The organism is Thermoplasmatales archaeon, from assembly GCA_026127925.1.
Taxonomy (GTDB): domain Archaea; phylum Thermoplasmatota; class Thermoplasmata; order Thermoplasmatales; family Thermoplasmataceae; genus JAKAYB01.
In genome coordinates, this window is record JAJSLM010000003.1 from 16,334 (window position 1) to 41,147 (window position 24,814).

General features: G+C 42.1%; 24 protein-coding genes. 10 read left to right on the top strand and 14 right to left on the bottom strand.

Features of this window, described 5'->3' with window-relative positions; translation table 11 throughout:
• Positions 1-278: 278 nt before the first annotated feature.
• Entirely contained in the window at positions 279-998 is a 720-nt protein-coding gene (locus LVQ96_03605; GenBank protein ID MCW6170237.1) for an aquaporin, read from the bottom strand.
• A 186-nt stretch (positions 999-1,184) separates the two neighbouring features.
• Here LVQ96_03605 and LVQ96_03610 point away from each other — a divergent pair, with 186 nt between their 5' ends.
• The 4 genes from LVQ96_03610 (at position 1,185) to LVQ96_03625 (ending at position 3,775) form a co-directional block, all read left to right on the top strand.
• A complete protein-coding gene (locus LVQ96_03610) occupies positions 1,185-1,874 on the top strand; it encodes an iron-containing redox enzyme family protein (protein MCW6170238.1) in 690 nt (229 codons plus the stop codon).
• A gap of 26 nt (positions 1,875-1,900) precedes the next feature.
• A complete protein-coding gene (locus LVQ96_03615) occupies positions 1,901-2,548 on the top strand; it encodes a histidine phosphatase family protein (protein ID MCW6170239.1) in 648 nt (215 codons plus the stop codon).
• A 21-nt stretch (positions 2,549-2,569) separates the two neighbouring features.
• The gene (locus LVQ96_03620) at positions 2,570-3,190 is read left to right on the top strand and encodes a histidine phosphatase family protein (protein MCW6170240.1); all 621 of its coding nucleotides are present in this window, start codon (positions 2,570-2,572) and stop codon (positions 3,188-3,190) included.
• A gap of 156 nt (positions 3,191-3,346) precedes the next feature.
• Positions 3,347-3,775 (top strand): DUF296 domain-containing protein, encoded by a 429-nt coding sequence (locus LVQ96_03625; GenBank protein ID MCW6170241.1) that lies wholly within the window; start codon positions 3,347-3,349, stop codon positions 3,773-3,775.
• Here LVQ96_03625 and LVQ96_03630 read toward each other — a convergent pair.
• Genes LVQ96_03630 through hppD form a run of 4 tightly spaced genes read right to left on the bottom strand, consistent with a single transcriptional unit; the run spans position 3,764 to position 7,934 of the window.
• A complete protein-coding gene (locus LVQ96_03630; protein MCW6170242.1) occupies positions 3,764-4,789 on the bottom strand; it encodes an iron-containing alcohol dehydrogenase in 1,026 nt (341 codons plus the stop codon). The genes LVQ96_03625 and LVQ96_03630 overlap by 12 nt on opposite strands.
• A complete protein-coding gene (locus LVQ96_03635) occupies positions 4,786-5,934 on the bottom strand; it encodes a homogentisate 1,2-dioxygenase (protein MCW6170243.1) in 1,149 nt (382 codons plus the stop codon). The genes LVQ96_03630 and LVQ96_03635 overlap by 4 nt, the downstream gene beginning before the upstream one ends.
• 10 nt (positions 5,935-5,944) lie before the next feature.
• Complete coding sequence (locus LVQ96_03640) at positions 5,945-6,838, bottom strand: fumarylacetoacetate hydrolase family protein (protein ID MCW6170244.1); 894 nt, start codon at positions 6,836-6,838, stop codon at positions 5,945-5,947.
• Positions 6,839-6,848: 10 nt separating this feature from the next.
• The gene (gene hppD, locus LVQ96_03645; GenBank protein MCW6170245.1) at positions 6,849-7,934 is read right to left on the bottom strand and encodes a 4-hydroxyphenylpyruvate dioxygenase; all 1,086 of its coding nucleotides are present in this window, start codon (positions 7,932-7,934) and stop codon (positions 6,849-6,851) included.
• Positions 7,935-8,163: 229 nt separating this feature from the next.
• On the opposite strand from hppD, the gene LVQ96_03650 reads away from it, so the two are divergent.
• On the top strand, positions 8,164-8,838 hold the full coding sequence (locus tag LVQ96_03650; GenBank protein ID MCW6170246.1) for a chlorite dismutase family protein: 675 nt from the start codon (positions 8,164-8,166) through the stop codon (positions 8,836-8,838).
• A 28-nt stretch (positions 8,839-8,866) separates the two neighbouring features.
• A complete protein-coding gene (locus tag LVQ96_03655) occupies positions 8,867-10,327 on the top strand; it encodes a THUMP domain-containing protein (protein ID MCW6170247.1) in 1,461 nt (486 codons plus the stop codon).
• Between the two features lies 1 nt (position 10,328).
• Here the strand turns inward: LVQ96_03655 and LVQ96_03660 are convergent, their stop codons facing one another.
• On the bottom strand, positions 10,329-11,345 hold the full coding sequence (locus tag LVQ96_03660) for an NAD-binding protein (GenBank protein ID MCW6170248.1): 1,017 nt from the start codon (positions 11,343-11,345) through the stop codon (positions 10,329-10,331).
• 29 nt (positions 11,346-11,374) lie between these two features.
• Entirely contained in the window at positions 11,375-12,565 is a 1,191-nt protein-coding gene (locus LVQ96_03665) for a hypothetical protein (GenBank protein MCW6170249.1), read from the bottom strand.
• A gap of 159 nt (positions 12,566-12,724) precedes the next feature.
• On the opposite strand from LVQ96_03665, the gene LVQ96_03670 reads away from it, so the two are divergent.
• From LVQ96_03670 to LVQ96_03680, 3 genes are read left to right on the top strand one after another with little or no spacing between them, the layout of a single operon-like run.
• Positions 12,725-13,879 (top strand): citrate/2-methylcitrate synthase, encoded by a 1,155-nt coding sequence (locus LVQ96_03670; GenBank protein MCW6170250.1) that lies wholly within the window; start codon positions 12,725-12,727, stop codon positions 13,877-13,879.
• On the top strand, positions 13,866-14,390 hold the full coding sequence (locus tag LVQ96_03675) for a hypothetical protein (protein MCW6170251.1): 525 nt from the start codon (positions 13,866-13,868) through the stop codon (positions 14,388-14,390). Before LVQ96_03670 ends, LVQ96_03675 begins: the two co-directional genes overlap by 14 nt.
• 2 nt (positions 14,391-14,392) lie before the next feature.
• Positions 14,393-14,983, top strand: a complete 591-nt coding sequence (locus tag LVQ96_03680) for a cyclase family protein (protein MCW6170252.1) — start codon at positions 14,393-14,395, stop codon at positions 14,981-14,983.
• A gap of 51 nt (positions 14,984-15,034) precedes the next feature.
• Here LVQ96_03680 and LVQ96_03685 read toward each other — a convergent pair whose 3' ends face one another.
• Positions 15,035-15,790, bottom strand: coding sequence for a DNA polymerase sliding clamp (locus LVQ96_03685; GenBank protein MCW6170253.1), 756 nt, complete (start codon positions 15,788-15,790; stop codon positions 15,035-15,037).
• A 147-nt stretch (positions 15,791-15,937) separates the two neighbouring features.
• On the opposite strand from LVQ96_03685, the gene LVQ96_03690 reads away from it, so the two are divergent.
• The gene (locus LVQ96_03690) at positions 15,938-17,092 is read left to right on the top strand and encodes an NAD(P)/FAD-dependent oxidoreductase (protein MCW6170254.1); all 1,155 of its coding nucleotides are present in this window, start codon (positions 15,938-15,940) and stop codon (positions 17,090-17,092) included.
• Here the strand turns inward: LVQ96_03690 and tgtA are convergent.
• The 6 genes from tgtA to rnhB all read right to left on the bottom strand — a co-directional run bounded on the left by tgtA (position 17,061) and on the right by rnhB (position 24,803).
• Complete coding sequence (gene tgtA, locus LVQ96_03695; protein ID MCW6170255.1) at positions 17,061-19,025, bottom strand: tRNA guanosine(15) transglycosylase TgtA; 1,965 nt, start codon at positions 19,023-19,025, stop codon at positions 17,061-17,063. The genes LVQ96_03690 and tgtA overlap by 32 nt on opposite strands.
• Before the next feature lie 11 nt (positions 19,026-19,036).
• Positions 19,037-20,809: a ribosome biogenesis/translation initiation ATPase RLI gene (locus LVQ96_03700; protein MCW6170256.1), complete on the bottom strand. Its 1,773-nt coding sequence runs from the start codon at positions 20,807-20,809 to the stop codon at positions 19,037-19,039.
• Between the two features lie 9 nt (positions 20,810-20,818).
• On the bottom strand, positions 20,819-21,235 hold the full coding sequence (locus LVQ96_03705) for a hypothetical protein (protein MCW6170257.1): 417 nt from the start codon (positions 21,233-21,235) through the stop codon (positions 20,819-20,821).
• 208 nt (positions 21,236-21,443) lie between these two features.
• Positions 21,444-23,333 (bottom strand): ATP-dependent DNA helicase, encoded by a 1,890-nt coding sequence (locus LVQ96_03710; protein ID MCW6170258.1) that lies wholly within the window; start codon positions 23,331-23,333, stop codon positions 21,444-21,446.
• Positions 23,330-24,049 (bottom strand): tetratricopeptide repeat protein, encoded by a 720-nt coding sequence (locus LVQ96_03715; GenBank protein MCW6170259.1) that lies wholly within the window; start codon positions 24,047-24,049, stop codon positions 23,330-23,332. Before LVQ96_03715 ends, LVQ96_03710 begins: the two co-directional genes overlap by 4 nt.
• Positions 24,050-24,158: 109 nt before the next feature.
• Entirely contained in the window at positions 24,159-24,803 is a 645-nt protein-coding gene (gene rnhB, locus LVQ96_03720; GenBank protein ID MCW6170260.1) for a ribonuclease HII, read from the bottom strand.
• Positions 24,804-24,814: the final 11 nt, after the last annotated feature.

The following is a 24,814-nucleotide window of genomic DNA, read 5'->3' on the forward strand; positions in this document are numbered from 1 at the left end:
GACGTTTCGCTTCATGTGATTTCTAGTTATCTATTTCGTTTATTTTTTAATAAAATGACCAGAATAATTGGTACGAGCTCAATGAACAAGATGGCAATCATGATTAAGGAAGGGATACCTAGACGACATGTTTGAGAAATGCATAGACTTGTTCTTAGTAAGGAAAGATAGAATAGTCAAATAAATTCTTGTAAGAACCCTGTAACCAAGATATCTGTACAAGTTATTGGAGTCTGATATATGGAAAAATTAAATGCTTTAAGAAAATGTTTTCACAATCAATTCGTCGGAGAGTAATGAATCCTTCCTTTCTCATGGTACATGAACTTGTACGAGAGAGCTCCAAGAGACCCGCCTATAATTGGTGCTACCCAGTATATCCATTGATAATATTGCCCTTTGAACAGAATTCCGGATAGGACCGCAGGTCCGAACGACCTTGCAGGATTAATTGATCCTCCGCTCACTGTTACTAGAATATATATCATTATGGCTACGTAAATACCTATTACCACTGCTATTATCGCTGTATTATTGGTCCTAGACGTTACGCCCATTATGGTCCACAGGAAGAAGAAAGTCATAATAAATTCTCCTGCAAAAGCGATCCAGGGCCCTCTGACTCCAGGGATAGTGGCTCCGAATTGCACCGAATTGGCAACATTGTAACCGAATAATAGGCCTATTGTCGCTGAAGCCATAACTGCGCCTATCAGTTGAGCTACGATGTACTGAATTACATGTTTGCCTGGAAATCTGCCAACTACGAACATAGCAATAGTCACAGCCGGATTGACGTGTCCACCAGAGATGTTTGCTACTGCCATTATTCCAATAGAGATACCTAGACCGAAAGTTGTAGCCAAAAAGAACGTCGTAGATGGGTTTAGTGTTGAATGGAATGCAGCTATAAAAGCTACAACGCTACCCGGTCCGAAAAGGACGAAAATGTATGTTCCAACTAACTCTGCTAATGATTTTCTTATTATGTCTGTCATTGCCCCATCGCATATTTTGGTACTATAAAAATACATTTATGTATGTGAAATAAAATTATTAATTATAGATAAATTATCAATAGCATAATTTTGTGTCATTCATATTTAAGAAAATCCTGGAAAAAATTTGCATAAAACAACAAAAGGTATTTATATCATCATTGGTTATATTTTTTAGGTGAACTAATGCAAGCACAAGGAGATTTCTATTCTGAAGTTTACGATTTTGTCAAGAAGCATGCTGCTACGAACAATGATTTTATAAATCGCTTTTCGCGGGGAGAGATTTCAGATACCGAATTTAAAAGGTTTTCTGAAGAATTCTATCACTTTACCAGAGAATGGCCATCTATCCTGTCGGTTCTTTTGGTGAATACTCCAAACGAAGAAGATGCTGAAAATCTCACATCTATACTTGTCTCAGAACTTGGAGATGGCAGTCCGAAGAAGAGGCATGAATTGCTTTATAGAGCATACCTTAGAAGTCTTGATATCGAACCCGCTAAGATTGTCAAGCAGGCACAATTACGAACAACTAAGGCATGGCTGGATGGAATGAGAGAGTATTTTTCCGGGGACCATTTTGAGGGACTGGGTGCAGAATTTGGACTTGAAAACATGGCTATTCCAATGTGGGACAAACTCTTGTCCGGATTCGAAATATGGAAAAAGAAGCACCCCGAATACGCGGGCATGGATCTGAAGTATTTTACATTTCACCGGGAAATAGAGGAGCACCATGAGGATGCCATGGAAAACGTCCTCGGAGTTCATAAAAATGATCCGGATGCTAGAGAAAAATTCTTCCGTGGAGCTGATGGCATACTGAAATTGGAAGAACAGTTTTGGCTAGGTCTTTCGGATAGTAGAAACTGATTTATCCTTTTTTGTATTCGTGGACAGTGAACACGGAAGTTAAAGAACTATTTCTAATGCGCCACGCGCAAACAGATTCTAATATAGATGGTGGGTGGCCACTAGAAAGTGATCCTCTCAACAATTATGGAAGGCAGCAGGCGCTTCAGGCAGCTTCTGTTGTAAAGTCTATTTTTCCTGATGTTATTTTGAGTAGCGATTCATTGCGCGCCATTCAGACTGCTGAGTTAATATCAAATGGATGGTTTGCTAAGAGCATTCTGCATAACCCTTTGTTCAGAGAAATTGATGGCGGTAAGTTAAAGGGCATGAGTCACGAAGAAATAAAGAGACAGTATCCAAATTTCGCCGATTCTAGGGGAATCCCAAAGGGAAGCCTTGATCCAATATTTGGCACTGAAAAGATAATCGAGTTTGCCAAAAGAGTTCAGAGCGCAATCTCTTACGTTACAAACGCATGGCCAGGTTCGAAAGTATTAATAGTAACACACGGTGCTTTCATAAGAATGTTTTATGAACTCAACGGAATTCCGACTTTTGATGATGAAGAGTATCTTTTTAACTGCTCGATCGCTGGTTTTAAAAAGAATTCGGAAAACTGGACTCTCAGTTTCAGGTATAACGCCTATACTAAAGAGGTGTGGTCATCAGAAGATTTCACGGCAAGGATATGAATTATTGCTTGATCTTAATTTATGATGCTGGTTAATATGCAGGATCTGGATCGGTTAAATGACGGAAATATATTCCTGATGAGGCATGCCCAGACGGAATTGAATGCTCTAGGTCTGTGGCAGTGCTGGCAGGACGAATCCCTGAATATTCTTGGCATAATGCAGGCCGAAAACAGTAAGAATATTGTTAGCGGAATTAACCCTGAAGTCATAGTAAGCAGTGATCTTAAGCGGGCAAGAGAAACCGCTGAGATAGTAGCCAAAGAATTAGGAATAGAAGTAAAAGTCGACAAAAGATTGAGGGAACGGAATTGCGGCCCGGTACAAGGGCTAACCAGTAGTCAAATTAGGGAACGCTTCGGCATCGACTTCGCAACTATCCTTTCGGACCAGATAGATCATCTCCCTGGAGTTGAAAAGTCAAGAGATTTTACTTTTAGAGTTAATAAAACGGTTGATGATCTGTATCGGGAATTCGAGAATAAGAGAATTTTGATTGTCACTCACGGCGGATTTCAAAGATCGTTTTATGAAACTCACCTGCCCTTGGGGTATTCAAAAAGAACGTTCACCAATTGCTCTATAACAGGCTACAAAAAGGACAACGGAACTTGGAAACTCGTATATATGAAAATTCCGTAGGTATACCGAAGCTTGCATCTCAGGATTTCTAGCAATCCAGTATAATGTGTAGACGTTCGTAGATTTAAATTTAGGCGCTTTCTCGCTGAAGTCTACAGGTTTTGCTGCGGTCAACTTACTCCATACTTTCATATAATTTTATGAATTCTCCTAGGCATGCAACATTTTTTGGATAGGAGAGAACTTTTTCTAAAGATTGAGAAGAACGAATCCGTGCAGAATGAGATTTTGGGTGCTCTCAACCTTTATGAGATCATGAGTGGCGAGGTAACATTTGCGATAGGCATGATTCGGAACCTGGAAGTAGGCTACTTTGACGGTAAAGAGTATCTTAAAAAGATGTATCCTGAAAATTTGGAAATCGTATCTTTCCATGGAAGTATAGCCGAGAACGAACCAAGGTTGCACATCCACTGCGCTGGTGCGAATAAGGATCATTCTGTCGTGGGTGGGCATTTCTTTTCCGGTGTAGCAGATCCTCTGTTAGAGGTAAAGATCACAAAATTTGACGGAATAAAACTTGGAAGAGAGAAGAATCCTGCGTCGGGCCTTAGCGAACTAACCATACTTCGTTCAAAGCATTGACGTCAGTATACTTCTGATATTATCATCGGTCCCCTTTATTTTTGATATTATGTAATCCAGATCCTTTTCGCTTATTTCATAATCGGTGAGCGTATGCGTTAGACCAAGACTGCTGATGAAAGACTCGACATACCTCGCGAAGGCTGCAGCCAATTCATTAACGTTTGATCCCTCATAACCAAGTTCTTTTGCGATCATTGCCAGAGGCTCTGGTTTCGACAGAGCATAATGTCTTAGCACGGAAGGGAGGGTTATGCAGCTTGTTATACCATGTGGAATATTCCATTTTGCTCCAATGATCTTTCCAATGTTGTGGCTTAGCCCCATAGGGGCATCATAAACCTCAAAATATGAATACCAGGCGGCTAGCTGACATTGAAACCTTGAGAATTCTGATTTGAGGCCCAGGTTGCCAAACAGCATTTTAATCGACTTTATAGCAAAGGTCCTTGCTATATCGCTTTCTCCGTTAGAGATAACGGTCTCTATACTGTGATCCAGGGCTCTTATGCCTGTCGATCTCCACAGATCTTCCGGGGTTTCCACTGTCGCCTTTGGGTCGAGGAATATATACTGCGGAGTAAGGGCCTTATTTCTAACACCTACCTTCTCGTCTCCGATTGTGTAGCCGGCTATATGGGAGAATTCGGCGGCGGAAAGCGTGGTGGGAATAGCGATCTGCTCCAATGATTTGTAATAATACCTTGCAGTCTTTGCAGCGTCTATTACACTTCCACCCCCTATTGAAATGATAATATCACAGTTGTTATTCCTGATCAGTTCAACAGCATGCTCCACCTCCTCCATCGGGGAATGTTGTGTCACCTCCTTGAATTCTGTAACCGGGAAATCAAGTCTTGAAATGAAATTCTGATAGAAATTTGTGAGCGACACGGAGTGGTTAGTCATAAGCATGATTCTTGAAGGTTGAATTTCCTCTAGCAACCTCCTGATTTCGTCTGTCGAATTGGGTCCAGCGTATACTGATTTTATAGGAAGGTAGTTATAGATCATTTATACCACGACTTCATGTATTCCCGATTTTCTATCTGTTCTGCTTTTTTTGTTATTCCAAGTGGGTCATATGCCTCTATCATTACTGCAATCTCGTTCGTCTCTGTTTTGCCGATAGCACCCTCAACTGCGCCAGGTTGTGGACCATGGATCAGGCCTCTCACATGCAGCGTGATAGATTCTTTTGATATGCCTTTCCTGCTCATGAAATCTCCGGAAGAGTAGAAAAGAACCTCGTCTGTATCTATGTTGCTGTGGTAATACGAGATCGGAATCGAATGTGGATGAAAATCGAATTTCCGTGGTAAAAAGGTTCCTACCATGAAAGACTTTCCGCTGAATGTTTCATGCACTGGAGGCGGCATATGCAATTTGCCAACAATTGGGGCCATAGAGTTTACGTTTATGGCGAATGGGTAGAGATAACCATCCCAGCCGACTACGTCCATTGGGCTCTCATCCCTTTCCTCAACAGCATAATAACCCGTGTAGTCTACGTACACTTTATAGATATCGGTTCCTGATTTCTTCTCTTTGCTTAGAACGGGATATCTTATATCGCGGCTATAATATGGAGAACCTTCCTTTATCTGGCCATAGACATTCAGGTATCTCGGTGGTATTCCTATTCTCTCGGAGGATTCGAGGAAGAAAACCACAAGATCACTGGAGTAATCAATACCATACGTTGTGCCCTTAGGTACATAAACATAATCCCCCGATGAAAAGCTCAGATCACCAAACACGGATCTCAGAGTCCCGCTTCCTTCGTGAATGAAGAAGAGTTGATCGGTGAGTGCGCTCCTGAAAAGATCATTGAACTTTTCAGCTGGTTTCGTTATACCAATGTACACCCTTGAATTCACCAGCAGATACTGCCTTCCTGTAAGGAAATTGCCCTCTCTGTTTAGTTTCAAACCGTCAAGGTGTCTATGCATAAATTCCTTATTTACTGCAACAGGGACGTTTACCTTCTCCTCTCTTCTTAAGTTCTTAATGCGGGTGGGTTCGTTCTTATGATAAATAAGAGAGTACGGACCATCAAAGCTTTCCTCTCCAAAAAGTTCTTCTCTCAATAAATTCTCCCTGCTCTTATACGTGTGTCGAGATTCTGGCATCTCGCCCTGTTTCACATAAAATACCATTCAGTTCACCTCAAATAATTTCACTTTCAAGTTCACCTAAATATTCGGACTTGAATTTTATCCTGTTCCCTCTTGACAGCCATCCATATTTATCAGATCCGAGTTCAAGGATACATCCACCCGGTACAGTCCCACTCATGATTATGTCCCCGGTCTTAAGTTCTACCTCCTTCGATGCCCACTCTATCAACTGAGGGAAAGTCCAGTGCATGTTCATTATATTTGTTCTTGTATACAGCTTGCCATTTACTGTTGCGGCGACAGTGCAATCTATGCGAAAATTTCTGTCAGTGTGCCTCAGTACTTCGTCTGACGTTGTAATCGTTTTTCCAAAGGAGGTTGCGAAATCCTTGCTCTTTGAAGGTCCGAGTCCAATTTTCATTTCCTTTCTCTGCTGATCCCTCGCACTCCAGTCGCTTGCTAGCGTAAAACCCAGAATATGGTTCCAGGCCTCATCTGCCCTGATGTTTTTGCCATCTTTTCCTATAACCGCAGCAATCTCAAGTTCGTAGTCAAGTTCACTGGAAAAGCTTGGATAATTAATCTTGGCATCACCAGGAAAGACCGAGGAATTCCCGGAATAGTAGTAAGCTGGAAATTCATACCATTCCTCTGCCATGTCCAGGCCGCGTAATTTTCTTGCAGTTCTAACGTGTTCCTCAAATGCATAGAAATCTCTTATCTGTCCGATCTTGGGAATAGGAAGAAGAAATGAATCGGGAGCAATCCCACGGAGTTTATCGGTTTGCTGGGTAATGTCTGTATGAGTCTTGTTCATAATCAAATCGAAGTAGTTATCGTCTGTTAGTTCCGTTCCATATATATCCGCGATGTCAAAAAACTCGTTACCTTTCTCTACAACGGTGTGCTGTGCCTTTCCAGAAATAACTCTCGCAATTTTCATTAGACACCCTTTACAGATTCCCTCTTCTTTCCTGCTCTCTTTCTATGGATTTGAAGAGTTCCTTGAAGTTTCCAGCACCAAATGATTTAGCCCCTTTCCTTTGTATAATTTCATAGAAGAATGTTGGTCTATCTCCTATTGGTTTCGTAAAAATTTGAAGCAGATATCCGTGCTCATCAACATCCACAAGAATATTGAGATCTCTAAGGGTATCAACATTTTCATCAAGTTTGCCAACGCGTTCCTTTAAAGTTTCGTAGTAGGACGGAGGAGTATAGAGGAATTCAACACCGTTTTTCTTCAGCTCGCTCACGGTTTTGATTATATTATTCGTGGATAGTGCAATATGCTGAACACCCGGAGAGTTATAATAGTCAAGGTATTCCTGAATCTGTGACTTTTTAAGCCCGATCGCGGGTTCATTCAAAGGATATATGATCTTCCCGTCACCGTACTGAACGACTTTTGATTTTAGAGCAGAATATTCCGTGCTTATCTGCTTGTCATCGAAGCTGATCAGCTGATTAAAACCCATCCCTTTTATGTAATAGTTTACCCATGGATCCATCTTGTTTTCTTCCACGTTTCCCACTACATGGTCGACTTTATGGAGGCCGGTAGATTTGTTTTTAATTTCCACCAGTTCAAAACCAGGCGGGGCTTCAGATTCATATTCTCCAGTGTCCAAGAGCGAGTGTATGGTTTCACCGTAGGTTGAGAGTTCGGCTTTTTTTAGTACGCCGTTTCCGGTCTTCAGGTTCTGCTGTGATTTAATCTTAACGACATTCTTCTGTCTCAGGAATTCCAATGTATCATCCAGATTTTCCACTGTCATTGAAATATCCTTTACCCCGTCACCGTGCAATCTTACATGATCTGCTATCGGTGTATCAGGACCAAGGAAGCTCGTGAAAGTCAATCTTACGTTTCCCTGCTCGAGAAGGTACGATACCCGATCCCTTACACCGGTCTCCGGACCGGCATAGGCTTTCAGTTGAAAGCCAAAGGCTTTTTCATGGTAATAAGCCCACTGCCTAGCTGATCCGACGTAAAATTCTATCGAGTTTATTGAATCAAAAAGGTTTTCGTTATCCATAAAATAACATGCTGATTCGGTTATATAATATTATCTAATTAGCGTGATATTTTATATCATGCCTTGGCGTATGTTCTTCATTTGTTTCTTATACTCTTGCAATTCCCATAGGCGTGAGGTGCGGAGTGCTATCTTGTTCTGAGTTTTTCAGAGATACACTATCGGCATCAGTCACGGTCGACAAGAAAGTGAAAATAATAGAAACGCAATACACCAGAGGGTAATCATAATGGATAACGGTTCAGTGTATGTTGTAGTTTATTCTTTCAAGTTCAACAAATCGTTCTGGCGAATGGAAGAGGAAGAAAAAAAGCGTGTCTTAAAAAATACTTCATTGATCTTTTCGGGCGTAAGAAAGAAATTGAACCATCTTAAGATTTACACCTGTTCCAGGCACGATGCTGATATACTGTTCTGGGGTTCTTCAAGAAACGCCGAGGGTTTGCAGCTTCTAAAGCGTAATATCCAGGAAAACTTTGGCGGGTTTGGACACCTGAGTTACAGTCTAATATCGATATACGAACCATCGCCTTATCTTCACAAGGGAAAGCAACCTGAGAATGTATTCGACCAGGCACCGCTCAAGCACTTCGTCGCATACCCAATGAGTAAAACCCCTGAATGGTACCTGATTCCATATGATGAGCGGAAAAAGATCATGGAAGAGCACATAAGAATGGCCACTACAAATCCGGAGGGCGAAGGAATTCGTTCCTTCACGACCTATTCATTTGGTCTTGGTGATCAGGAGTTTGTGGTCATGTATGAGGTAGATGATCTTATGAAATGGTCTCATGTTACTGGAAAATTGCGAGAGGCTACAGCGAGAAAATGGATTATAAAGGAGGAACCAATATTTGTTGGAGATTACATCAGTTCCTTCGATGAAATCGGTACTATGTGAATTGCGTCAGTGGAAGGTAAAGTCTTAAATGTATACACTTGTCAGGTACTCTGAGATCGGTCTTAAGGGAGACTATGCGAGAAAACGCATGGAAAATCTCCTGAAACGAAATATAGCGAAGTCCCTCGAATCAAACGGATGCGGAGCTTCCATACACTCGGAGAGAGGGCGCATTTTCGTGGAATCTGATGGTCCAGAGAACAAAGTGAATTTTTCTCTGTCTCATACGTTCGGAGTAAAATCCTACTCTCATGTTAATCGCTTTGAATTTACTAATCTCGAAGATCTAACCGGAAAAGTTTCAAGTACCTATTCCTCCATCGTCAATGGGAAGAAATTTGCTATAAGGGCCAGATGCGTTGGAATTCATACCTTTGGTTCGCGCGAGCTAAGCATAAAAGCAGGAGAAGAACTTTTTCCATTCTCATCAGGTGTCGATCTTGAAAAACCTGATGTCGAGATTTACATCGAAGTCAGGGATGGTGTTGCTTATACCTTCACAGAAATTATTCCTGGCCCAGGAGGTCTGCCCCTCGGATCAGAATCTAGGATGGTGGCTCTTGTTTCCGGTGGTATAGATTCTCCAGTTGCGAGCTGGTTCATGATGAAGAGAGGATCGCCGGTCGATTTTGTTTTCCTTGCTTTGGCACATCCTGTTGATACGGTTGATTTCTTGAGAACCATAAAATCGCTTGTTAAGGAATGGTCATATGGAACGGACCCGTTAATACATATAGTGGACGGGACAAAGGTTGTTACCGAACTGGCCTACGGCACTAATTACAGAGTTCCGGGCCTAACTTACAAGCGTATACTGTACCGAATAGCCGAATCAATCGCAAAGGAAGTGGGTGCAAAGGGCATAGTCACTGGGGAATCTCTCGGACAGGTATCTTCGCAGACACCAGATAATCTTTTATCTATAAACGCAACGATAGATTTCCCTATATACCGCCCCCTTATAGGTTTCGACAAGGACGAAACTACGAGCTTGGCTCGGAAGATTGGGACATACGTCGAGGATACGCATGGTGAATTCTGCGCACTCTTTAGCAGCAAACCAGTAACAACTTCCAAGCCGACGGACATAAATGGCGATATGGATCGTTTCGGCGATCTTTCTGCTGTTATCAATTCTGAAAAAATATACCGTGCGAGCCAGATAGATGATCTGTTGACGCTGTTCAAAACGGAGGAATTTAATATACCGGAACCTAGACCCGATTCTATAATTGTTGATCTCAGGTCAATGGAACAATTCAAGGGATGGCACTTTCCTGGTTCCTTCAATGTACCTGCAGACAAGATCGGGGATTTTATCCAGGAGCATGGACAAAATAGAAATTATGTTTTTTACTGTCAGAAGGGCCTTCAGAGTGCCTTTATAGCAAGCAAGTTGAGAAGTGAGGGATTTAACTCCAACTATATAGCTATTAATAAACTAATGAAGACACAGGACGTGAAGCATGCTGAACAAAAATTAGGGTAATTTATTTAATTCCGGATCTTTCCATGTATATTATTGAATCGCACCCTTTTAATCCGTCCTTTGGAATTCTTGCGAATATGTCAGATGCAACCCTGAATCCCACAATGAACTTCCCCTCGGAGTGAAAGATCTTCTGCACATCGCTGAAGCTCTTCTCCTTATATTGGGCGGCATCTATCTCCTTGATGTCTATGTCGTTTTTCCCTGAAAGTATCTGTAAAAGCAGGTCAGACATTCCCGGTGTAAAAACCGACTTAGATATTACCGATGAAGAAAGCGCACCTCTGACAACAACCTCATCTATACCGGCATCCTTGGCATTAATCGCGCTTTCTGGAGTCAATATTTCGGCTATCACATTTACCTTTGGGTTAATTTTTTTGATTTTCATCCCTGCAACTATTGTAAGAGCGTCTATTTCGGAAGCCTCCCTGCTTTCAGTTAGCTTGCTAGCAAGAAGTATGATCGAATTGCACTTCATTATTCCGGCTCTCTTCAGATCCGATTCGTTCAGGGCACTTCCTCGGACATAGTCAAAGTCCAGTTCCCGATCCTTTATCTCTGTATCTGAGAGCATAACGATCGGATAGCCTTTTTCCATAAGATCAAGCACTACTTGCTTACCTGTTGAATCGTAATTGCATATTATAACATGATTTTTTTCTTTCACGATAACACCTTCTAATCTTCTCTTCAAGTTATTGTCTATCAAACTTGCCGCAAGAGAACTTAACATGAATCCTAAACTCCCTATACCGAAAATCATTATGAATATTGCATTTGTTCGGCCGAGATATCCAACTACAGGGGTATCACCGTATCCAACCGTTGTTATCGTCTGCATAGTCCACCACAAACTCGTAAACAACGAATGTATGCCAGAGCCAGGCAGGTTTCGCTCGATAAAGTATTCAGAAAACGTCGCGTATACGATGACTATGATCGAAGCTAAAGCCGCAGCACCGATCCCTCTTTTCAGAATCTTCCTTACGCGTCTTAATAATACAGGGAGTAACATTTAGTTGTTCTGTAAGGAGATGTTTTATGTTATTTTAAATTTAAAGGTCCATCATGCTTTTTTTTCTTTGTATTTTTTATAATTGAGACTGAGGGAACACCAAGCAGGGGACTTATTAGTGAAGACCTTTGGCCTAGCAGCGATAATCTTTGGTTTATGTAGTCTTTTGTAACGGTACTATTTTCATCGGTTCCAGGTATTTCTGCCCCGGATAGAATACCTACAACAAGCGGACTCAGCTGTTTTGATAAATTCTGGCAGCCGGCATAGAGGAAATCAAAAGCCTTCATTGACGTGAGTATCTCTATATTCTTCACTTTCAACGAGAGAAGTGCTAACCGGTACTTTGAAATGAAATTAATGCCGAGTTCTAGCTGGTTGGCAATTGAATGAATGGCATCCAGATTAAGGCCGCTAAGGAGATCTTGATTCCCGGTAATCTCAACACTTTGCACTTCGTCTTTATAGAACACCTTTAGGTCTTTCTTAATCGTTTGGGCGCTTTCAATAATTATCTTTGAAGCCATCTCGTCATTCTGGAATTCGAGAGTCAATAAATCTTGCGTTAGCGTCGCTCTGTTTAGATAATAGGGGTCGAATTTTTCAAAATCCAATGCAACCTTTTTGCTCAACCATTTTTTGCCAGCTCTCACTGGTATTCGCAATCCCTTTGAAAGTTTTGATCCTGTAGATTTATTCCTTAAAAATTCGACCTGCGATGTGTCAAGAGAATACTGGTAATCTATGTTGTTTTTGCAGTTAATTGTTTGTTCGGCGCCATATTTACCATCGGAAAACCGACATACTATTTCCGAAGAATCTATCACAAAGGGATCATTCAAAAGGAAATTCTGTAATATGGTCTTGATTTTCTGGACGTAACCGTCGCATTCCCGTTGCTTATTCGAGATCTGCTTATCGATATCGGCCATAAGGGAGGAAAGGTAGTCACCAAGTGTGGAATCCAGGAAACTTGAAATCTTGCTCTTGTATGGAAGGAATATCTCAATTTTTTCCTTTTCATAATAGGTCTTGAGAATCTTTTCAAGGTCATCAGATAATTTTTTTTCCTTTGTCAGGTAATTCTGTTTGATTTCTGTCAGGGACGAATATTCATTCAAGCAGTTGCCGTAACCATCAGAAAGTTTAACAGATTCAACTAGATCCTCAAGAATGCTTTTCAGAAGGACAGCACTATTTTCCTGATCTTTGGTATTCATAAAATCATTACGTAAGCATCATATATAAATTTTTACGGGCGAAAATGATAGGAACTTCATTCTTTGGTGAGTCCATTCTATTGAACAAAATATGCGATTTCATTAAATATCATGGAAGTCTTAATTAATTTAGACGCGATAATGATAAAGTTGATTTAAATGACGTCATCAAATCAAGAAAATGTACAATTCTCTAAGGGTCTAGAAGGTATTGTTGCGGCTGAATCCAGTGTTGGCTATGTAGACGGGCTTGCTGGAAAACTAGTCTATCGTGGCTACGACGTGAACACATTAGTAGAAAATTGCGACTATGAAGAAGTTTCCTATCTACTTCTGAATGGTGAGTTGCCAAACACAGACCAGTACAAAAACTACTCAGAATCTCTGAGGAAAAAGAGACAACTTGATAATGACACTCTGAACCTGATAAAGGATTTGAAAGATACCCACCCAATGTCTGCCCTCCGCACAGTGATCTCTTTTATCGGAGCACGTGACAATCGGTCCATAGAACCGGATCTAGAAACACAGAAAAATATCAGCATAGACCTGATTGCAAAAATTCCATCTGTTGTTGCAGCCATAAACAGAGCACATAATTCCAAAGAATTTATCCCACCAGATGACGATTTGTCTTTTTCATCCAACTTCTTTTACCAGGCTCTTGGTAGGAGGCCGGATAAGGATGAAGCCAAAATGATCGACGAAGCCCTAATTCTTCATGCAGACCATGGAATGAACGCTTCTACTTTTACGTCAATGGTAGTAATATCAACACTATCCGACATGTATTCTGCTGTGACAGCTGCGATATCATCTCTAAAGGGCCCGCTACACGGTGGTGCGAATGAGCGAGCCCTGGCCTTGATTCAGCGCGTGGGCAATCCAGAAAACGCCGAAAAAGTAATCTCAAATATGATCGCAAGCAAGGAAAAGATTATGGGGTTCGGTCATCGCGTCTATAAAGTTTATGATCCGCGTGCGAAGATCCTTAAGAAATTCGTCGAAACTGTCACCACAAAGAATGGCCAAGAGAATCTTTTCCAGACTGCTGAAAGGATCGAGAATATAATGACGCAAACGCTTGGTTCTAAGGGCATATTCCCGAATGTAGACTTTTATTCCGGCTTGCTGTATTATTCTGTTGGTTTTGATCCGAGTATCTTTACGCCTATATTCGCAGTCGGAAGAATCTCAGGATGGACAGCACGATCCCTGGAATATCTTAGTGACAACAAGATATTCCGCCCCAGAGGATTGTATGTTGGCAACAAGGGACCTAAGGAATTCGTACCTATTGATGACCGACAATAGTCACATTGATTTGCAAAAAGGGAAAACGTATGTGCTTGACACTTCCGCGATCTTTTCCGGAAAATTTAACCTCTCGGAGGGGAACTTCCTTATCTCAAGGAATGTCATCAACGAGATAAAACTCGGCAAAGTCTCTCGTCTACTTAACATGAGCATTTCGAGTCTCAGGGTAGTCATCCCAAGCGATAAGACAATTATTGCAGTTAAAGCCGCTGCTAAGGAAACCGGTGATTTGCAAGAGCTTAGTGACACGGATATAGGATTAATAGCTATTGCACTCGAGACAGACTCTACGCTGGTAACAGACGATTTTGCAATGGAAAACGTAGCAAATTTTCTTGGAATAAAATTTGAAGGCGCTGATCTAAAAAAGATTGGCTATAAAATCACATGGGGGTACAGGTGCACGGGTTGCGGGCAGAGGTTCAGTGAATATTCCGATGCTTGTCCGATTTGCGGACATCGGCTAAAGCGGTTTGCCAAAAAATATAAAGCAATTAGAAATGACTGAGTATGAAAGATATATCAATACCATTGGAATGGAGCATGCTAACTTACCCTGGGGATGCCAGGTTTGAAGAGTACCCTTACATGACACACGAGAAGAACGGAGTTCACATAACAAGATTAATAATGGAAACTCACTCTGGAACGCATTTTGACGCACCATTTCACGCGATCCCGGGAGGCAAGACAGCCGGCTCAATCAATATTGAAAGCCTTATAGGGCCAGCTTCAGTCATCGAGGTGAAAGGAGACCGAATTTCAGCCAAGGACATACCCGATGATGTTGAGAAGAGGGTACTGTTCAAGACAAAAAACTCTGGCATGTACGACACATTCCACACGGATTTCTGCTACATAGCCGAGGACGCAGCAAACAGGCTCGTCGACTTGAAAGTGGATGCAGTTGGTATAGATTACCTTTCCATCGAGCAATTTGGTACAAAGGGCATGAAAGTCCACAAGATATTGTTGAGCAAAAACATAGTTATAATTGAAGGGTTGAACCTTTTAAATGTTAAGCCTGGTAAATACGAACTTCTGTGCCTTCCTTTAAAGATGGACTATGATGGCGCATTATGCCGTGCGGTATTAAGGTGATGGAATAAATTTTTCATCGTTTAAAGTTATGATTATTTATAATTTTAATATTTACTGTTCCATTCTTGGAGCTAACAGAAAAGATCCGCTAATGATTGTCGCGTCCCCGGATCTTGGGATCCCGAACTTAAATTCTATAGTAAGTGGGTAATCATCTTTGAAGCCCAGCTTCAGATCCTCCGAGCTTGACAGTGATTTTATGAGTTTCAAGAGATATTCGAGTGGATATGAGCTCTTCACCGGGTTGGGGCATTTGATTTCCTTCAGCAGATCCTTTGTGAGGATCAGCTCGGATTCCTCTGAATCTGATATGGATCTTGCCCTGAAGTCATCCGGGGATAGCATAAACCTGATCGAATCTGAAACATCCTCTGCAGCTTTTAGTCCTTTCTCAAGTTCCGGTTTAGCCACAACAACATAAGATTCGGAAGAAATTTGTGGAACCCTTGGGGTAAAAACAGTGTTGTTATCCAGCAGCGATACGCTTTTTATTATGTTGTTTAACTCAAATTTCAGCTTCTCTTTTTCCTTGATCATAGTAACGGTGTCATTAGAGTTTGCAAGTTTTATAATGGATTTTAGTTTTTCAATATCCATGGATATCTCCTCTTCGCTATCCACCTGAAAATCCAGGAATACTTCCTTTGGTACATCTATGCTTATCATCGCTACATGTGCAGGATCAACCGCCTTGACGGATAACCCATTGGCATCAAGCTTGAACTTTGCCTCATTCACAACAGTATTTAGCAGATCAGCAATTTCCTTCAAATTTTTTATTGATATAGTCATTCTAGTAGTCGACATCAGATCACTCGTTTAAGTTAGAAGTAATAGACAGACGGTTAATTAAAACTTTGCAGGCGTTTAGTTTCTCAATATCATTTCTGTTATACCTCAAATATGTTGTGAATATGGAAAAAGTGAATAAGGCGGAAACAATGGCATAAAATATTGAGGGATGTAATAATAGTCGGGGCTGGTCCAGCCGGATCGTACCTTGGATATGTACTGTCTAGTTCCGGTCTTGATGTTTTAAATCTGGAAGAGCACGAGGAGATTGGAAGGCCGGTTGAGTGTACCGGAGTAGTTACGAAAAGGATTCTTGATTATGTCGATACAAAATCCATCGCTAATCGAGTGCATGGTGCAGATGTCTATTTTGGTGATAAACATCCACTTCATATAGCAAAGAATGAGGAGACCCTGATCATATACAGGGACTCTTTTGATAAAGATGCGGCAGGTATGTCCATATCCGCCGGGACGGATATGAGGCTCGGTTCACGTGTGCGCTCTGTAAAACGCTTAAAAGAATCAGTTGAAGTTGAATATAACCAACTTGGCGAAACTAAGACGGAATCAGCAAAAATTATTGTCGGTGCAGATGGGGCGAACAGCATTGTTAGGAAGGAATTGTTCGGCACATTTCCAAAACGCGTTATATCGACTTACCAGATTGATTATGCTCACAGAATGGTCGATCAGGATTCTGTTTCCGTATTTCTCGGGTCGAAGTTTTCCCATGGGTTTTTTGGTTGGGCTGTTCCCACAGGGCCGATCTCGAGGGTTGGCCTGGGTACGGTCGGAGGTGGTGCAAAAAATTACATCGCAGCTTTACAGTCCATGCTCGGAGCCGGGCAAATAATAACGGTAACGGGCGGGCCCATACCTATATCTTATCTTGGCAAGACTTACTCTGATCGATCTATCTTGGTAGGGGACGCGGCGGGAATAGTCAAGCCTCTTACAGGCGGAGGGATATACACCGGCCTTGTATCTGCTAAGCATGCATCAGCAACGATCCTGAATGCGTTTGAAAATAACAATTTCGGAGAATCTTTCCTTTCAAGTTATGAGCGATCATGGAAAAAGGACATAGGGAAAGAGCTGTTTGTTGATGGAATCGTCCAGAGAGTATTCGCTTCACTCAGTGATCGGTCCCTGAACAGGCTCTTCTCGGTTTTATCGGATCCCAAGATGATCGACACAATAAACAGGCTTGGGGACATAGATTATCCGTCTGGATTGATTGTCCGCTCCCTGCTGAGCCATCCATCTTTGGTGTTTAATTTATTCAAGGAACTATCCGGGCCGAATCGCTACTGATCTCTGATCCACTGTTCATGTCAGATGTGGAATGAAGAACCTTTACCGCAATTCCTTTCCTGTAATTGCGCATCTCCCAGCCAGATGAGGCGCTCTTGCCACATGCAAGAAGGTTATCCTCTTGGTCTACAACAAGGACCTCGTTTCCCGCAATTATCTTGGGGTCCTTATCAATAACAAACTTGAAGAACACATTGTATCCTTTCCTGTTAAACGGGGCGCTGTCATCATTCACTATCACTCTGTGTCGTGGAAACTCTGATGCTTCATGAAGCCTTCTTGCCCCTTCGATTGTGAGAGTGAAGAATCCATCCCTTGCGCGAAGAGTGGCAAGAAGTGTAGAATCAAGCAGTACCGAGCGTATCCTTCCCGTATTTTTTGAAACCGTGACTGCGGTCCCGTCCGGAAAAATATTCTCTCCAGTGCCTAGGCCGAACTGATAATCGGCAACACGTCTTACCTTTTTGATGTTATAATTCTCTATGATCTTAGGTATGCTCTCATTTTTTTGATCTCCGACATCCTCTGACGCGGTCAGTTCTTGCAATTCAAAAACATCTCCGATCGTTTTTCCGTCTTTCGAAGGATCATATGAGGAAACAACCTGCTCCACAGGGAATGTGCTCTCAAGCTCGACCGGGACGTAAATCCCGTTCCATGAAGCAAATATACTGCCATCTGCCTGTTGATATGTTCTGGCATATTCCGGGCCCATTGAGAATCCGGGTGATAGGTTGTAACCTTTGAGTACATAATTTTTTGCGCTTGATGCCGTAACCGCTTCCGAGAATTCTTTGAGTCTCTGTACAATTGGGTGATTCCTGCTGTAGTCATCGAAATAGAAAAATGTTGATTTTTTAGACAATTCCTGGAATTTCTCAAGCTCTTTTCTGTATTCCAGTATTTTTAGGAATGCCCTGAAAAGGAATGGATGAGTCCTTGCTTTTGACTCCGCATATTGCCACAGCGTCTGTTCGTAAATGCATTCCTTTATACTGCTGAGCTCATTGAATATGGCTTTAAGGTTATGCAGTGCAAGAGCCTCAAATCTGTCCTTTGAATTAAGCCCCTGGAGCTCCTTTATCGTATATCTGTCTCTAAGCGGGCTCCAGAATGGGAGAATTGAAATTTTAGAGAGTTCCTTTGAACCTGAAGGGAATAGCATGCGGTCATCTTTCGCATATTTTACGTAAGATGCAGAATCAAAAGCGTCAACACCCAGGAGGACAGAGAGCGCCATGAACATCGGATGCCCCCCACCAAACAGATGAACGGGCTTGGAGAAGTCCGATCGAATTTTCGAGTTTATGATTATTTCTGCAGTCAAATCATACCGGTATGATTCCATCAAGGGGACGACTCCACCAACAGGGAGGTATCCCGCCCGTGATTTGCTCATGAGTTCCGCTGAAAGGCGCCTGAGATCGGGAAACGTCGATCCCTGTATGGGCCCAGCCAAAATCGATGTTCCGAGATCACCGATTTCCTCAAGCCTCTTCTTCGTCTCGACTACAGCGTACTCTGCTTTCTCTCGCGAAAACCCCGGTTCAGAGAAAATGTCAAGGATCGTTATTATGTCGCTCCCTATCAGTTTTTGATAGTTTACAATGTCTTCGTTCGAATATTCAATGTCAGAATAAACATGTGACTGGAAAGTCCCAGAATCGGTCATTATTGGGCCATCGTAGTCAAGAAGGTAGTGCAATCCGTATTTCCTGGCAGCCTCGTCGAGTTTCGGTGTTCTCCTGATGATATATGAGTTAGTTATAAGGGCTTCTGCGCCCATGCCAGTCATCTGCTTTATCGTCAATACTGGGATGTTCGGGTTGATCACAGGCATGAACGATGGTGTCTCTACGGTCCCATGTGCAGTCTCAAATTTTGCAATTCTTGCAAGTCCGTCACGCTCTTCAACTTCCAGATCACCGATCATCTTCCGCCCATTCACTCCGCATAATAATAGTTGCCGCTCTCTTTCTGTTCCTTGTCGAGCCTGCTGTTCGGCTTGTTAATCCTGGGCCGCATTGTAAGGGCGTCCCTTCGGAACGTTATCTCTATCTCTTTAAGGAAGGCATTCATGCCCTGGGTCATCGGCATGGGCCCAAAAGCGTCTCCTTCAATGCCCTGGGTTCCCGTAAATATCATGAGCTCATCAGAAATGAGATCAATGAAGTAAACGTCATGATCGATGACCAATGCACCTTTCTTGTTGTTTTCCATAACTCTTTTGATAACCTTGGCAGCGAGCATTCTGTAAGCACTGTCGAGGTGTGCGGATGGTTCATCCAGAATATACAGGTCGGCGTCGCGCGAAAGTGTGAGGCATATGGACATTCTCTGAAGTTCTCCGCCAGACAGATCCTGCACATTTTCATCATACAGGGATTCTATGTCAAGCGGATGAATGATCTCATTCCTTACGAATGCATTCTCCATGTCTTCCTTAAGTACCGAATGAAACAGGGAAAGGACGGTGCCGTCATAGTCTGTAGATATGTACTGTGGCTTGTAAGATATTCTGACCGGATTCGAAAGAGTTCCTTCGTAATCCTTTATCACGCCCGCCAGGATCTTTGCGAAGGTGGATTTCCCCAGAGCATTTCGCCCCAGAACTCCAACAACGTGTGTGTTCTTCAGGGATCCTGCCGAAACGTTGAGCCTGAAATTTCCGAGGTTAATTTTCAGATCAGTCCATGAAGAAAGGTCTATACCGGTTGTATCGCGTTTTGAGGATTTTTTCTGAAAACTTATTGCATAATTTCGGATTCTAACATTCTCCTCGCGAAGATAACCCTCCAGGAACGAATTTATTGCTTTATTGGATGTCCTGGGTTCGCTGACAATTCCGTAAGCTCCAGGCTGACCATAAACAATGTGAGCATTGTCCGCCATCCAGTCCATTATGGCCAAATCGTGCTCAACAACAAAAACAATCTTGGAAGCTGAGAGTTTCTGTATCAACCCTGCTACGCGGAGCCTTTCGGAGATATCCAGGTAGGAAGTTGTCTCATCGAAAAGATATATGTCCCCGTCTTTCATCAGTGCCCTCCCCACGGCAAGTTTTTGAAGCTCCCCTCCAGAACAGTAGCTTACATCCTTATCCAGGGATTCCGCAAGTCCCAGCGATGAAACTATTTCATCAAACAATTTTTGCGGATCATCTCTCTTGAGGATTTCGCCGATGGTTCCAGAAGTAACTTTCGGAATCAGATCCACATTCTGGTCCTTAAGAACCGCGACATGATTTCCATCATAAAGGTCCCTGAAGTAGTCACCGAGAACGGATCCAGCAAACTTCCGGACGACGTTCTCTTTGCTCGGCTTCTCCTCATAATTTCCAAAATTTGGGATAATCACGCCAGAAAGTATCTTCAACGTGGTGCTTTTGCCCAGGGCATTCTGCCCAAGAATTGCGGAAACTTTACCCTTTAACGGTATAGGAAGAGAATACAGGCGAAAAGAATTGAGTCCATACTGATGACTTAGGTCCTTGTTCAGCTCATCCGGAAGCGTAATAATTTTTATGGCCCCAAAGGGGCAGCGGTGTACGCATATCCCACATCCAATGCATAAAGGCTCATTTATTATGGGCTGGGAATTTGGATCTGGAAACTCTATTGTTGGTGTCCCACTCCTAACTGGAGGACAATAATATTGACATTCGTGGTTGCATTTTTTAGGATGGCATCGTTCCCTATCAAGAACTGCGACGTGCACCTGTATCCCTTAATTCGGTTTCCAGTACTCGTCCGGAATTTCCTCGTATATCTGTGACGCGTCGCTCTTCTCTATGACTGCGATGGGCGTCTTCATTTTTGACAATCGGATTATATGAGGAACATTGAGAATCCAGTAATGTATTCTCCATTCCCTACCGTCGTACAGGGTTGTTTCCTCTCGTTCAGTTTGAAGAACGCCAATGTCCTCCATGGTATAAAATGAATCTCTATCCTCAGGTTCGAGCATGTTGTCAATGACCCTGTCACTATAACCGAAGAAATTTATTAAATGCTCTGCAGCATCAACGGCCTCCTCCTCATTCATGACCCTGTTCTGGAGACTTAATCCCTTGCTGATTGCAATAGCCAATTCCTTAAGGTTCGTATAGTTTCGCTTAATATTTTTATCGTTATTATTAACCATGTTAATCATTCTTTTTCAATACTTAGCAAGCATAAGTAATTGCAAATCACTTTATAAACTTGTTTAAAAAAAAGTTGCTTTTTCTTCCATTTAGTCCAATGATGGATCGAGTCCTGTCGGTATTGAATTTTACTTACCAAATATTAAAAATGTTTAAATCCATGAAACTGTATTCGATAAAGATGAGCGCTGACTAAACAATTTTATTCTATATGTAAGAATTTTCTTTCTGATATCCAGGGGATACAGAATCGAAGAAGTTCTGGATATCCTTTAAAGGATCCTTGCTTAGCATCATGTCCGGTACATATTTCCTGAAATAAGAGGCACGACGGTCCAATATAACAGAGGCACCTACATCATTTTCTCCTCTTATCAGTCTTCCAAGCGTTTGCCTGATCTTTATTGACGTTGGAAAAGTGACGGAATAAAGCCACCCGTTTCCGTACTTGTGCTCATAATACGAGTAAAGTGATTTTTGTTTTGCGTCCGGTTTTGGGTACGGCAGACCTACCATGATCACAAGCTGAAGTTGTTCCCCAGGAAAATTCATGCCTTCAGATATCCTTCCACCCATTACGGCAAAGAGAGGTTCCTGGCCGTTCCTGAATCTCTGTATTGTGGACATCAATGCATCCTGTCTCATTTCCCTCGATTCCGATATATAATCAAAATGGAATTTCATGCTGGTTATTCTCTGCATGACATTGTATGATGTGAAAAAAACAATGGTCTTCTTCCTTAGCCCGTTAATCAAGTTTTCTAAGATGTCGTGTATTTTTTGTGTCTCAAGAGCGTCTAGTTCCTCATATTTTGTTGAGACCGAGTCATAGTAGAAAATCCTCCTGTTGTTCGTAGGAAAGACATTTCTTATCGCCATTGATCTCATGTTTGTGAACCCGGTAATGTTTGAATAAACATCAAATGGCGCAAGAGTACCTGACATGTGTATCGTCTTCGATTTCATGAGTGGTTCAAGTATCGCCGTAGGTTCAATGCAGAACGCCTCTATTTTTACGGTGTCCTTAAGTGACAAGATCGCGATGTATTTTTCGTCCTCCATCAATTTCCAATTGAGGAGCCGTGAACCAAGCGTGTATACATGCGACCTTGGTACCTTGCCGTCTTTTTCCTTGTGATCCAATATATTCTCCCCGAAATCGGCAAAAAGTGATGAAAGGTACCAGAACGTATCTGGATTCATCTTGTTGCTTATCGCTACATAGTCGGAAAGATCGGAGAACTTGATCTTCGCCTCATCACGTTCGTTCAGAAAGTCCCTTTGCATATCAAGCAAGGCATTCCTGAGCATTTCACAGAAGTCTGTAGGTTTAATTCTCTTTACTAGCTCGATATCCCCAAATTCGTGAGCTTCTTTTTCCGCCAGGTTAATCATGTTGAGAGTTATGCTGAATGATGACGCCGATCTGGCGATATCAGGAAGGTTATGCGCTTCATCAAGGATTATGATAAGATCTTCCCTTGATACGCCCCATCTGGAAAGAAACCTTTCCGCAACTTCAGGATTCAGGAAATATGAGTAAGGTGATATCACTAAATCTGCCTTAGATGCATTAAATTTTAACGCTTCGTAAGGACAGACGTTGTGCCTGATTCCATAAGCCAGAAATTCTTCAGCTGTTGGAATAGTGGTAAAAATAAGATTTGAGATTTGATCAGAGAACACATTATCATTGAAATATTCACACGCACTCTTCAGGCCAGACATTACTTTCTTTTTTCTGTCGTTGCAAAACCTTGAGAGCGATTCCGGAGAAAAGTTCTCATCAGTCTCAAGATCACGCGAGAGAAGGCAGAGATTCTGTCTGCCCTGCATCGGAACCGCACGCATTCTAAATTCTTCTGGGATCTTTCGCAACTCCGATATTATTTGCTCTTGCTGGGAGTTCGTCCTGGTTAGGTAAACAATCTTCTTCCCGCTACTTTTGGCAATTTTGATCGCTGCTATGAGTGCAATAATTGTTTTTCCGGATCCGGTTGGAGATTCTATCGAAACCGAATTAGAAATCTTTAGGGATTCCGTTATGAACCTGATAAGATCGTTTTGGTATCCTCTTAGTTCGTGTTCATCCGTCACATACTCTCACTTTTATCGCTTTGCAATTTGCCTTCAAGATATTCTATCCTTTCTCTTGTAGCGGATATGTCTGTGGATAATTCTTCCGCTTCCTTTAACAGCGATATGGCGTCATTTATCTTTCCAAGTTGTTCGAGTGCAAGTGATTTATCAAGATAGTACTGGTAGTTGCCAGGGGAAAGCGCGATGGCTTTGTCCATGAGCAACGAAGCATCCTCAAATTTTTCAAGTTTCATTAACAACTCAAATTTCCTATAAAGAAAAATCTGATCCGAGGAATTCAGTGAAATCGCTTTGTCAAAATCATTCATCGCCTCGGTGTATCTTCCTGCCCTCCAGTAGGCGTTTCCTCTATTGTAGTAATAATCTGGGATGTCATTTTCGATAGAGATTGCCTTCGAAATGTTCTCTACGGCCTCTCGCGTCTTTCCGATGTCATCGTAAGCGGATCCAAGTGCATTATAATAATCTGCAATTTCTGGGTCAAGTTCAATAGATTTCGTGTAGTCTTTGATGGACTGATCAAACATTTTCATGGAATAATAAGCCAGTCCTCTGTTGAAGTAAAAATCTGGCTCGTTGCTGATCAATTTTATTGCCTTTGTGAACTCCTTAATTGCCTCTGCATATTTCTTAAGATTAAAATAAGAAATCCCGCGTTCGTTATAATCGTCTGCCATTTCCGACACTGACATTTTTCCGTAGTTTTCTGTCACAAAGGTGTAGTAAGCTATTCTATATTATCTTAATCATTCGTTCGAGCATCCATGGAATGGGCAGCAATGGGCATTCCATCCGAGAAAGCGCATACGTTGATCATGGAGTTCAAAAAAGTTTGCTGTTCATGAGACGTGATACGAGAGTTTTATATGTTTTCCACTTTGTCCTTACTATCCCTGAGAGGTCTGTCCCATTCTTCAGCGATTCCTGAATAAATTTAATCGTTCTAGGATCGGACGGGTAGCCCGAGCCCATCGTTCCATATCTCTCTTCGATCGCCTTCACTTCCCGATCCCTTATGACCTTTGAGATTATGGATGCAGCCGAGACTACCGGATAGACCTCATCTGCCTTGTGTGCAGACACAACCTTCCTTCCTGTTTCAGACTCTATCAATCTACCGAGCCTTCCAGGATTAACGTCAAACGAATCCACATATACTGTACATTCATCCGGAGACATCCTGGCAAGGGATACATAGCTCAATTGTTCTATGTAATTCAGGTTTTCGGTATCCATCAGTAAATTTAGCTGGGCTGCTGTTATGATTTCCGTCTTAATGATCTCCGCATGGGCCATAATCTCCGTATATAATCGCTCCCTTGCTATTGGGCTAAGCTTCTTCGAATCTTTAACCCCGAGTCCTGCAAGGACATCATTATTTCCGCATACAATCGTTACGACAAGAGGCCCGATTACTGGACCCCTGCCGGCTTCATCGATTCCGCAGGATATGTTTTCAGAGGACATTTAGCATCAGT